The following is an 11,228-nucleotide window of genomic DNA, read 5'->3' as shown; positions in this document are numbered from 1 at the left end:
ATACGACTAATGGATGCATTGGGACGGAAAGTACCATCCTCATAACCTTGAATAATACCCTGCGTTGCTAATTCCTCAATCATTTCTCTTGCCCAATGCGTCTCTATATCGATAAATGTCACCCTTGGCAATTCCTCCTCAGGCTCTTGCGGTTCTTCCGCTGACAACGCTGTCCATTTCGTATAGAGCGTTAGGCTCGCTGTGACAGATGTCCCCTCTGCCCATTTCATCGTCAATGCTTCATCCTGATACCAACCATCAAAACGGTAGCCCTCTCTTGTTGGCACAGATAAATCATTTACTTTTGTGTTGTAAGCAATCTCGATTGGTTCTACTACTGTGCCTCCATTTGTATGAAATGTAATTTTCACACGTGTTGGTGGGGTAGAATCGCTACCACCCGATGATGGTGGCGGGGTATAGTCGCCTCCAGTCGGTAGAGGTAACGCTGTCCACTGTGCATGCAGTGTTACGCACTTCCCATCGTAAGCGCTGCATCTGCCGCATAGCTCGTTCCGCTTCCATCTGCTTTTGTATTCCAACCTGCAAACGTGTAGCCCGCTCTCACTATTGTTAAAGAGCCTGATAAACTATATCGTCTTCGTAGCAGCTTGTTTAATTTCCTTGCGCCTTGCATAAACGTTTTTCACAATTGCTTTACCGACCGCGTATGTCGGAATGGCGATGATGATACCGAGGAATCCGGCGATGTTTCCTGCTGCCAAAATAACTGTGATGACCGTGAGTGGATGGATATGAAGCGTTTTACCCATGACGTGCGGCGTTATCAAGTTACTATCCGCCTGCTGGGCAACGAGCGTCACAATTGCTACCCCGATTACCAATGTCGGATCCTGGATATAGGCAATGATCAAGGCTGGAACGACCGCAATCCAGGGACCGATAAACGGAATAAGGTTCATGAATAAACCAAATATTGCAAGAAGAAGTGCATACTCCAAACCAATAATTAAATAACCTATAAACAATAACGATGCTAATATGGTACTAATTAGGAACTGTCCTTGAATATAAGAACGGAGTACGGTATCCATGTCTTTTAACGTTTTCCGTACCCATTCCCGCCTCTCACCCGTAAAGAAATTGTAAATGAATGGCGCAAACTTCTCATGATCCTTCAACATAAAAATAAAGAAAAATGGTACAAGAATCAGTAAGAACATTGCCTGGAAAAATGACTGTAAAAATTGAACAATCCATATCCCAAACTTGACTGCAATCGACTGTACAGAATCCGCCGCACTATTAATCGATTCTTGTAACTTAGGCGGAAGCTCTTGCTTCTGTTTCCATAGGTTGTCTTTCATTTCATTAACTTCTTTGGCAATGACCGGTGCATTTTCAACTAGGTTATTCACCTGTGTTGTTACTGGAGGCCCAATAATTGCGATGAAGATCCAAATAAAGACGGCAAGACTGGAGAGAATTGCTAAAATACTTCCCCAACGAGGTACTTTCCTCTTTTCAAGAAAACCTTGTAGCGGTTCAGTGATGTAATAAAGAACTCCACCAAGTAACAATGGCAAAAAGATTACTTTCGCTATTATCACAAGCGGCGCAAAAACCCATTTGATTTCCACAAAGTATTTAATAATCAGCATAGATAATAAAATTCCTACACCAACCTGGAACCACAATTTTTTCGTCAAGATTTCCACTTCCTTTCGGCATATACTAGACTGTTTCATTATTCTAAGTATACGTTGTTATACGCATAGTGTCGAAAGAAGTTTCATTATTTTTCCCTGTCATTAAACTAGACCCGAAGCACAATCCGATTTCCAGACGGATCTTCCGTCATAAATCCACCCTCGATTGATTCCACCGTCGCCCCGAACGCTTCCACTTTCACAATGGCTTCATTCAACACTGCCTCAGTTGGATAAACGAGCGTGAATGATTGAAGTCCCACGCTATCTTTAGAAGGACGCGATGCATCCACACCATTCCACGTGTTCAATCCGATATGGTGATGGTATTTTCCGGTCGACATGAACAATGCCTGTGGATACTGACTGACGACTTCGAAACCAAGTGCCTTGTAAAACGTTTCCGCCTCTGGCAAATCTGCTACATGTAAATGGATATGCCCCATAATTGTTCCGTCAGGCAGTCCTTCCCATGCCTGACCAGCACTTTCCGCCACAATACTTTCCGCATCGAGTGGATCTGTACTCATTGAAACATTACCATTGTTCCACTCCCAATAATTGACTGCACGATCTGCATAAATTTCAATTCCATTGCCGTCTGGATCTGACAAATAAAGTGCTTCACTTACTTTGTGATCAGAAGCACCAAGCGGGATATTATTTTTCGCCAAATGTACAATCACCTTTCCAAGATCCGACCTCGTTGGCAATAAAAGCGCAAAATGATAAAGCCCCGTTCTTCGTGGCTCCTTCGCCGTCACATTTTCCGGTTGTTCGATAATGAGCAACGGGGTTTCCCCATCCGCCGTCAACACAATTTTATCGGAAGCCTCCTTAAGAATTTTAAATCCAATGATTTCTTGATAAAATCGAACGGATCGATCCAAATCTAAAACGTTCAAATGTACTTCTCCTGTATACGTGTGCGGTGCTTTATGAAAATTCATCTAACTTCCTCCTCTATTCCTTTTATATAGTTAGTTACTTACTTTATGTAACTAACTTTATATGTTATAATAAACATTGTCAACCATTCACATTTCGGCGAAAGGAGCCGCATTCATATGAACAACTTTGAACTTTGCCCTCGCTTTGAAAAAGCCATGTCTATCCTAAGCCAACGCTGGACCACACTTATTTTGTATCAATTAATGACAGGTCCACAACGTTTTTGCACAATGACTGACAAACTCGGTGTCAGCGGGAAAACTTTATCGGAACGACTAAAAGACCTTGAGCAGCAAGGTTTTATCGTCCGGGATGTCTATCCTGAAACACCTGTCCGAATTGAATACTCGTTAACCGAGAAAGGGCTGTCACTCACGCCGGTTATGAAAGCAATTGAAAAATGGTCACAAGTATGGATTGAACCAGAGTCCGTTTCCGATATAGAAAACTAGGAGGTGAGTATTTGAAAATCGCGAAACAATTACTTCAAGCCCTTCTACTGTATGGAATTTTCCTTGTTGGGGGATGGCTTCAGAATACCCTGCATATACCACTCTCAGGAAGCATCATTGGCCTACTGTTATTATGGATAGCTTTATCGTTAAAAATCATCCATTTGAAATGGGTTGAATCCGGTGCCTATCTATTTTTATCGTTATTGCCCTTATTCTTCATCCCCGCTACGGTTGGTGTCATGAATTTTGGACCATTCTTCATGGGGAAAGGGATCGTCTTAATCCCGATTACGATTATCAGCACGTTCATGACGTTGTGGATTGCAAGCTTTGTGAGCCAATCCATCGCCAAGCATACGGTGAAAAGAAAGGAGGAGTCTGAATGCAATTAATCACACTTTCCATTCTTTTTATCTTTTTGACAATCGGCATGTATGCCATTATGAGTTTTATTTACGTCAGATATTATAATGCACTTTTAGTACCAATTTTAACAACGACGACTGCAATTATCATCGTGCTTGTCCTATTTAACGTCCCTTATGAAACCTATATGGTTGGCGGAAAGTGGATTGATGCGCTATTAGGTCCTGCTGTCGTATCCTTGTCCATTCCTTTATACAAACAGCGCAAACTTTTGAAACAGTATTTGTATCCGATCCTTGGAGGGGTATTGGTAGGTAGTATGGTCGGGATGATAAGCGGGGTATTATTTGCAAAGCTCATCGGATTTTCAAAAGAAATTGTTCTCACAATCTTGCCGAAATCCATTACTACACCAATCGCAATGGAAATCACGTCTGGATTAGGAGGAATCCCTACTTTAGCAACTGTCTTTGTCATTATTGCGGGGCTGACGGGAGTTCTATTTGGACAACCTCTTTTCAAACTCTTCAAAATCGATACCGCTCTCGGTCGTGGCATCGGGTTAGGCGTAGCTTCACATGCAATCGGAACCTCGAAAGCGATTGAATACGGTGAACAAGAGGCTTCGATGAGTTCCGTTGCAATGACACTTTCAGCACTTATTGGCTCGTTCCTCGGCCCACTTATTTCGTGGTTATTTTATTGAAGGGGTCAGTTAGCTATTTATACTTTTTAGCAATTGTTTTCAAAAACCCTTCAATCTGTTTCGGCGTCTTCAAGTAATGCACGGTCTTCCCTTCATCGACATAGTATTGCAACCGCTCGATCATTTTCTTTTTCCGGGGACCGTATGTTGTGATGATAAATTTCAAAAACGCCCAATCCACTTTCTCTTTACAGCCTTCGCCAACATCATTGCGTGTCTTTCCGTGAAATTGAACCCGGCGCTTCAACACGCGGTAAAGGCATACATAAAGGGGTAGTTCCAAATAGATGATGGTATCCGCGTGGGGTTCCCGAATTGACGCCGTGGCGTTATAGTTTCCTTCGATAATCCACTTTTCGTTATGTACACTATTTTGCTGTGCTTCTGAAAACTCTTCGATTGATGCCTCCACCCAATTTGGCTTCCAAAATAGCCGGTCCAAGTGTGTGACTTCGATTCCAATCAATTCCCCTAATCGCCTCGCAAATGTTGACTTTCCTACACCAGAAGCCACCCCAATTACCATGATTCTGTTCATTTTTCCGCTCCTTTCCTCATTGTCACAAATTCAGCGGAATCCGTTGTAAACATAATCCCCTTCACAAATCCAAACTTCTCATACAAGCGAATCGCCCTTTGGTTGAATGTTGCAACAGTGAGCCGAAGTGGAGCACTCCCGTAGATTTCCTTAATCGTTTCTAGAATGAACGCAAAAAAATTGAAACCATTCCTTTGTCCTATTAATACTGGGGCCATACCTAGCCCGATATCAACGAGATCTTCGTTATACGCACCAAATTTTACGCCTACAGGTACTTGCGCCGAAGAGCCTACACAAAAGAATCCAACCAATTCCCCGTTTCGATCTACAATTGCTGAATAATCATTTTCGAGAAGGTCTCGGATTTGCTCAGGTGTATTCTCATTGTTATAGAAGTTATAGGGCGAATCATATCGCCAACTTAAGATTTGTCTAGCTATCTCTTCATCCATACTTTTAATCTCTAATTTCATTTTCTTTTCCTCTGTCATATTTCTCAAATCCTTAACATAGTTCATCCAATCAGTTCCCTTCAATTTTCTTTAAAGGTGAAAAAATCAAGATTTACACTTCCGAGGTCATCTGTTTATTTACAGTATAATACTGAAGTATATCAAAATCAAAAAATATAAATTTTTCTATTAAATCTCATATGAATAAGTATTATTCCGCCAACAAACATAATGCATAATAATCTTCTTAGAACTTTCTTGTTTAATCTTCCGTAACTCGGGCATATTATCATGAATCAAAATTTCAAGAAAGAGGAGGTTGATGTTCACTATGAACAAAATGGCCATGGCAGCACTCGGACTTGGCGCGGCGTACTTGATGCGAAATAAAGGTGCCCGAGACAAACTGATGAAACAGGTTGAATCGTTCACAGGTACAATTTCCGCAAAAAGCGGAACGCAAAACAATGCATAACTTCATTTTTCTAAATGACTGAATGAAGAAATCGGCATCCCATTAGCGGGTGCCGATTTTTTTATGAATTAATTCGTAACAGCACTACGTCGTTCCGAATGCCTTACAATATAAATGCTCGCTTCATAAAGTAATGCCATTGGAATGAGTACAATCAGCTGGCTTACAAAGTCAGGTGGCGTGATCAAAGCAGAAATAACGGCAATGGCAAGATATGACCATTTGCGTACTCTTCGCATCGACTCCGTAGTGAGCAATCCGATTGCGGCTAAAAACAGCGCGACTATCGGCAATTCGAATAATATCCCAATCGGCAGAGTCGTCATAAGCAAGAAACTGATGTATTCCTGCGCCGATACCATTACGTTAAAATTCACAGCTCCTAGCGAAACAAGAAATTTATAACTAAGTGGATTGACGATATAGTAACCAAACGACACACCTATAAGGAAAAGCAGTAACATGACGGGCGAGTATAGACTAAGAAACCGACTTTCCCGTTCGTTAAGTCCAGGTTTTACGAACTGCCATAAAAAATGGCAGAGAAAAGGTATCGACAACCCGAAAGCAATCGCTGTTGAAATTGACATGTAAAATTTCACGACTTCAAGTGGTCCGAGAATAATCAGCTCATGACCGCGGGTAATATACGGAAACCATAGATTAATACTTAAAAACACTGTAATAAGAAAGAAGAGGAAAACAGTAGCGCTTTTGACCAGCTGTTTTCTCAAATCTGTAAGATGGCCAACCAGAGTTGGATCACTTTCCAGCCCAGATCCATTTCCTTCACTCGATATTACACTAACACTTTCTTCAATTTCAATCCCTACTGTATCTTCATTGATTATAGCACTAGGTTTATCAAGCGGACTTAAAATTTCACGATTATGATCACCATATGGATCCATACCCTCACCTGCTTATAGTTGGTCCGTTTTTTTCGTTTCCTTTGGGATTGGTTCGTCTTCTTCCATAATATCTTTTGCTGATTTCTTAAATTCCGCAAGTGTCTTTCCAACCGCAGCTCCCACTTCAGGTAACTTTTTCGGCCCAAATAAGATTAGCACAATAACAAGAATGATGATTAAACCGGGTACGCCGATACTAGCTAAACTCATTTTATAAGGCTCCCTTCATTTTCAAACAAGTGATCCACCACTCTTACTATATTTAATAATTCCTTCTGAGGCCCGATATGCAAGCGCGCCCACTGTTCCCGTTGGATTGTAGCCACTGTTGTGAGCGAAGTTTCCTGCGCCTACAACAAAGAGATTATCAGCATCCCAATGTTGTAAATAATTGTTGACGACACTGTCATCTGCGTTCGAACCCATAATTGTTCCACCTGTATTATGGGTAGTCTGATACGGGACGATATCATAATTTGTAATTGGATTTCCCGCCATTACCGTCTTCGCACCCATCTCTTTCATAATGGTCGATATTTTTTCGGTTAAGTACTTGTGTAAGTTTCGATCCTGTTCAGTGAAATTATACGTCAACTGAAGTAGCGGAACTCCGTACACATCTTTGTAATCTGTATCGAGCGACATGAAATTTTCCTTGTGCGGCATCGACGCCCCTTCTGTCGAGACGTTAAGTGTCCTGGAGTAGTTGTAAATAGAAGCTTTCTTGAATTCAGCTCCCCATACAGGCGTGTCTGGTAGTATCGGATTCGTTTGAATTGGACGGGTACCCGTCTGCGTCATTGAGATACTTCCTCCGTGTATGAAATCTAGGTCACTGTGGTCAAAGTTGTCACCATTTAGGTCATCGATTGTCATACCGAGAGATCCTGCGCCCATGAAAACATTCATCTGTTCATCGAAAAAGCCCGTAGCGCCGGGGAGGATTTGGTAGGCATAGTTCTTCCCAAGTGTTCCTTTTTGCGTCTCCGGATTATACTGCTCTCCAATATCCGACACCATTAAAAGTTTCGCGTTGTTCATTACATAGCTCGTAAGCACAACAACTTCCGCCGGTTGTATATACTCTTCTCCAGTTTGGTTGTCGATATACTTTACGCCTGTCACTTTATTACCTTTCTTCAGAACTTCTATAACATTTGCATGAAAACGGATGTCGAAGTTCCCCGTTTTCCTTGCTGTTGGGATAACTGTTATTTCCGGCGACGTCTTTGCTCCATATTCACAGCCAAACCGTTCGCAAAACCCACAGTATTGGCATGCTGAAATTGATTCACCGTCAGGGTTTGTATAGGATTCAGACAAGTTAGCGGATGGTAACATGAAAGGCGTGTATCCAAGTTTACTTGTCGCCGTCTCAAACTTTTTCAATATGGGTGTTTTTTTCATCGCGGGTGTTGGGTAATCAGAAGAACGTTTCCCCGCGAACGGATTCTTGGCGTCACCTGATAAACCCGCTGTCTTTTCGAATTTATCGAAGTAAGGCTCTAGCTCATCATAGGTGATGCCCCAATCTTGAAGGAGGTAGTCAGCCGAAAGTTTATTTTTACCATATTTCCGGTCCGTCATCGATTTAATTTCAAAATCATAAGGCAAAAATCGCCATGTTTGTCCGTTCCAATGCGTCCCTGCCCCACCGAGTCCTTCCCCTAGAAGAAAAGAACCCATTTGTCGCATTGGTAATGCCCGCATCTTCCGGTTATTCCTAAAAGTAATTGTCTCTTTTGAAAGATCCTGCATCAATTCGTAACGCATTGCATATCGATATTCATCGTGCACCCTCAAAAAATCTGCTGTACTACGTTCCTTTCCACGTTCCAATCCGACAACCTTCAGTCCTGCTTTTGCACATTCAGCAGCAATAATACCGCCTGTCCAGCCAAGCCCAACTGTGACAACATCTACTTTTTCTAGCGTTTTTGCCATTCCTATCCCCCCTTTAATGATCCATGCTACTTAAGGATTCTAGTTCATACTTCACAAATTTTTCGTTTTCAATTTCGCTAATATAAGTCATCTGATTGCCTGGGAACCCCTTCATGCGCCACCCTTCCATATTGATATTGCCGTTGTAAATAGGATCTGCGTACGCACCCTCTAATGTTGCCTGTCGGAGAAGTCTAAAGAAAAATCCGGATTCTACACCTTTCATGGCCACTTCATTTTTCTGAAATGCAGTAATAATTTCGTCCATTTGGCCGCCATCCAGTTTGACGAACTCCATCTTAAATTTCTTCTGTGCTTCTTCGTTCATCCTCGTAATGGCTTGCTTGAAAATTTCTGCCCTCGTTAATCTACTCTGATACCCTTGTGTCGTTTCTCCTGGGAAAAATGGGCCCTGCATATATTCTTTAGCGTTACTCCCATAATTGCCTGCCAGCTGATTATCTATGAAGTAAGGGACGCCAAGTCCGATAGCGCCGGGTCCAAGGTCATCTTCAGGGAAAATCCGTTCAACCGCCTGGGATAGTATATTGAAATCCGCCATGTTCGTAAAGAACATCAGGCCACGATTATTAGCGACAGCTTGCACACCGCCTACCCCTTTATGTCCGCCCATTCCAGCAACTTGACCTTCCTTGTTGACCTTGTAACCGACAAGACCCCCAATGAGACCCCCTCCTACAAGAGCCCCAGTTGCAATTCCTGTCGTCTTCAGAAAGTCTCGTCTCGACAACCCTTTTTTATCTTTATCCATCTTTCAGCCTCCTTTAAACTGCTATCCATATAGATAATGATTCTAAGAATTAAGCATGTCATTCCTAATCCATATTTATACAATACACCTTGATTTATTTGATTAACTTCACAATCTCATGTCTGCATCTAGTTATATATTCAAAATTTCCAAACGATGTTTATACGTTTTCTAGTCGGGTATAGAGTACTATACAAAATTAAGGAGGTTTTGGTATGACGAACAGTGGATTTTCAGACAAAGTTAAAGGTACAGTAAACAAGGTAAAAGGTGAAGTGAAGGATCAATTCGGAAATGCTACAGACAATATGTCACTTCAAGCTGAAGGTAAAATCGACAAATTAAAAGGCAAAGTACAAGAGAAAGTCGGCGAACTCAAAGACCGATTTGATCATAAAGACGATAAATAAAAAAGCAGTGTCTCGTTCACATTGAGTGAATAAGGCACTGCTTTTTTTATTTAATTTTCATCAAATCTAATGGAGTGATGATCCCAAGTAATTTTTCATCTACCAAACCATTTTCCGTAATTAGCAGCGCTTCAAGACGTTTTCCCCCAGCAACTGCCTTTTTGAAATATTCTTCCGCTTCATAAACGGATAGGTCTTTCTTTATAAAACGATAGGTATTTTTCTGTTTTTCATGGTAATAGATGTCGAGAAGTGTCGGCATTTCACGGGAAATTATCTCATCAATCATTTTATCGGCCAGCCAATAAGTGATTCCGGTTGCTGTGATAAGGCCGATAAATCTACGTTTTTCATAAATCGGAATCTGATCAAACTTTTTTTCTCGAATTAATTTTAAACCGGCCGATAAGGAATCCGATGCTTGCAAAATATGAACCTTGCGTTGAAATAAATCACCGACTGTCACAGGTTTCGACAATTCCTGGTCAATATATTCAATCAGCTCCACAATCTCATCATGGGGCTCCGCGATTGCATAGTCAAAATCGGTCCGATGATGAACGATTGCATTGCGTAAATCGCCGTATTCTCTTAGATCATATTCGAATTTCCGAATGATGGCATTCGTCTTTTTTGCTTTATCAATCAAACGGGAGAATGGCATATAGCTAATCGTACCGCTCATTTTTTCCATTGACTTCTCTATTCGATTATACGCAAAGATGAATCGATCAGAATTTCGTGCAGTCATCTGAGGTCCCCCATTCGGCTGTCATTATAGAAATTATACCATAGAGGACTTATCAGACAATTAGTTTAACCGCACTATTTAAGTTGAACGAAAGATCAACGGCCCATTTATACTTGAATAGTTGAAACAAACGCGTCAAACAAGCATATGTAGAATCAACAAAAGGGTAAAACTTAAACTCAACTTATATAGAAGTATTCATTATAAGAAATTAAAAATCCCTGATGACGCGCCAAGTGCATCGGCTATAATGGTAAAAGTAATAGCGATGGCAAATATGATACACAACACGATTAGATAAACACGTGAAAAGTTGCGTCTTTCACTTTTCGCATCAAAAGCCCATACAAAGAGCAAGATACCATTGACAAGTGGAATGGATACTAATAAGAACGTAACAATCTATGCACCTATAGATAGTTGCGGTGCAAGTTCACTTTTCATATTATCTACTCTTTGTTCAACTTGTGGCAACGCTCCCTCCTATTGAAATCGAATTCTATCCTTCACATTATCATCCAAAGGTTAAGATAAGGTTTAGTTGTGAAGAAAGTTTTCGGAGACTTTTTATTGATCGGATAGTTGTCTTGGATTGGTTTATCACCGTCTTGTATGGGTTTATCACCGTCTTGTCGTACTTTATCACCGCCTTAACACTATTTATCACCGCCTTGCCTATTTCATACTAAATATGGATGTAATCCCCTCAACATGTGCCCCTAGAATCGGTTATCACCGCCTTGAGTGACTTTATCACCGCCTTGTATGGGTTTATCACCGCCTTAACACTATTTATCACCGCCTCGCTGATTTCATACTAAATA

16 protein-coding genes are annotated in these 11,228 nt (G+C 41.3%); 5 read left to right on the top strand and 11 right to left on the bottom strand.

From position 1 onward, the window contains the following. From H4683_RS16555 to H4683_RS16540, 4 genes are all read right to left on the bottom strand, one after another. The coding region (locus H4683_RS16555; RefSeq protein ID WP_225942157.1) for an InlB B-repeat-containing protein at positions 1 to 542 on the bottom strand (542 nt) is incomplete at its 3' end. Then, positions 470 to 637 carry an InlB B-repeat-containing protein gene (locus H4683_RS22455; protein WP_225942156.1) on the bottom strand — a complete coding sequence of 56 codons (168 nt, stop codon included), beginning with the start codon at positions 635 to 637 and terminating at the stop codon, positions 470 to 472. The genes H4683_RS16555 and H4683_RS22455, both read right to left, overlap by 73 nt. Then, complete coding sequence (locus H4683_RS16545; protein ID WP_192599937.1) at positions 591 to 1,670, bottom strand: AI-2E family transporter; 1,080 nt, start codon at positions 1,668 to 1,670, stop codon at positions 591 to 593. Before H4683_RS16545 ends, H4683_RS22455 begins: the two co-directional genes overlap by 47 nt. 107 nt (positions 1,671 to 1,777) lie before the next feature. Further along, on the bottom strand, positions 1,778 to 2,620 hold the full coding sequence (locus tag H4683_RS16540) for a VOC family protein (protein WP_192599936.1): 843 nt from the start codon (positions 2,618 to 2,620) through the stop codon (positions 1,778 to 1,780). 117 nt (positions 2,621 to 2,737) lie between these two features. Here H4683_RS16540 and H4683_RS16535 point away from each other — a divergent pair, with 117 nt between their 5' ends. The 3 genes from H4683_RS16535 to H4683_RS16525 are packed head-to-tail and all read left to right on the top strand — an operon-like array spanning position 2,738 to position 4,148. Then, entirely contained in the window at positions 2,738 to 3,073 is a 336-nt protein-coding gene (locus H4683_RS16535) for a winged helix-turn-helix transcriptional regulator (protein WP_192599935.1), read from the top strand. A gap of 11 nt (positions 3,074 to 3,084) precedes the next feature. Then, the gene (locus tag H4683_RS16530; protein WP_192599934.1) at positions 3,085 to 3,468 is read left to right on the top strand and encodes a CidA/LrgA family holin-like protein; all 384 of its coding nucleotides are present in this window, start codon (positions 3,085 to 3,087) and stop codon (positions 3,466 to 3,468) included. Beyond that, positions 3,459 to 4,148 (top strand): LrgB family protein, encoded by a 690-nt coding sequence (locus H4683_RS16525; protein ID WP_192599933.1) that lies wholly within the window; start codon positions 3,459 to 3,461, stop codon positions 4,146 to 4,148. Before H4683_RS16530 ends, H4683_RS16525 begins: the two co-directional genes overlap by 10 nt. Before the next feature lie 13 nt (positions 4,149 to 4,161). Here the strand turns inward: H4683_RS16525 and H4683_RS16520 are convergent, their stop codons facing one another. Beyond that, a complete protein-coding gene (locus tag H4683_RS16520) occupies positions 4,162 to 4,686 on the bottom strand; it encodes a P-loop NTPase family protein (protein ID WP_192599932.1) in 525 nt (174 codons plus the stop codon). Then, on the bottom strand, positions 4,683 to 5,207 hold the full coding sequence (locus H4683_RS16515) for a GNAT family N-acetyltransferase (RefSeq protein ID WP_225942155.1): 525 nt from the start codon (positions 5,205 to 5,207) through the stop codon (positions 4,683 to 4,685). Before H4683_RS16515 ends, H4683_RS16520 begins: the two co-directional genes overlap by 4 nt. Before the next feature lie 265 nt (positions 5,208 to 5,472). Between H4683_RS16515 and H4683_RS16510 the strand changes: the two genes are divergently transcribed. After that, a complete protein-coding gene (locus H4683_RS16510; RefSeq protein ID WP_192599931.1) occupies positions 5,473 to 5,616 on the top strand; it encodes a hypothetical protein in 144 nt (47 codons plus the stop codon). A gap of 68 nt (positions 5,617 to 5,684) precedes the next feature. On the opposite strand, the gene tatC is transcribed toward H4683_RS16510, so the two are convergent. From tatC to H4683_RS16490, 4 genes are read right to left on the bottom strand one after another with little or no spacing between them, the layout of a single operon-like run. Continuing rightward, positions 5,685 to 6,527, bottom strand: a complete 843-nt coding sequence (gene tatC, locus H4683_RS16505; protein ID WP_192599930.1) for a twin-arginine translocase subunit TatC — start codon at positions 6,525 to 6,527, stop codon at positions 5,685 to 5,687. Between the two features lie 12 nt (positions 6,528 to 6,539). Beyond that, positions 6,540 to 6,737 carry a twin-arginine translocase TatA/TatE family subunit gene (gene tatA / locus H4683_RS16500; protein WP_192599929.1) on the bottom strand — a complete coding sequence of 66 codons (198 nt, stop codon included), beginning with the start codon at positions 6,735 to 6,737 and terminating at the stop codon, positions 6,540 to 6,542. Between the two features lie 21 nt (positions 6,738 to 6,758). Continuing rightward, positions 6,759 to 8,471 (bottom strand): GMC family oxidoreductase, encoded by a 1,713-nt coding sequence (locus tag H4683_RS16495; RefSeq protein WP_192599928.1) that lies wholly within the window; start codon positions 8,469 to 8,471, stop codon positions 6,759 to 6,761. Between the two features lie 13 nt (positions 8,472 to 8,484). After that, positions 8,485 to 9,243 (bottom strand): gluconate 2-dehydrogenase subunit 3 family protein, encoded by a 759-nt coding sequence (locus tag H4683_RS16490; protein WP_192599927.1) that lies wholly within the window; start codon positions 9,241 to 9,243, stop codon positions 8,485 to 8,487. A 215-nt stretch (positions 9,244 to 9,458) separates the two neighbouring features. Here H4683_RS16490 and H4683_RS16485 point away from each other — a divergent pair, with 215 nt between their 5' ends. After that, positions 9,459 to 9,653 carry a CsbD family protein gene (locus tag H4683_RS16485; protein ID WP_192599926.1) on the top strand — a complete coding sequence of 65 codons (195 nt, stop codon included), beginning with the start codon at positions 9,459 to 9,461 and terminating at the stop codon, positions 9,651 to 9,653. Positions 9,654 to 9,699: 46 nt separating this feature from the next. Here H4683_RS16485 and H4683_RS16480 read toward each other — a convergent pair whose 3' ends face one another. Further along, positions 9,700 to 10,404 (bottom strand): CBS domain-containing protein, encoded by a 705-nt coding sequence (locus tag H4683_RS16480; RefSeq protein WP_192599925.1) that lies wholly within the window; start codon positions 10,402 to 10,404, stop codon positions 9,700 to 9,702. Positions 10,405 to 11,228: the final 824 nt, after the last annotated feature.

It is taken from the genome of Sporosarcina limicola, assembly GCF_014873855.1.
Taxonomy (GTDB): domain Bacteria; phylum Bacillota; class Bacilli; order Bacillales_A; family Planococcaceae; genus Sporosarcina; species Sporosarcina limicola.
This window is presented reverse-complemented; position numbering and strand designations above follow the sequence as displayed.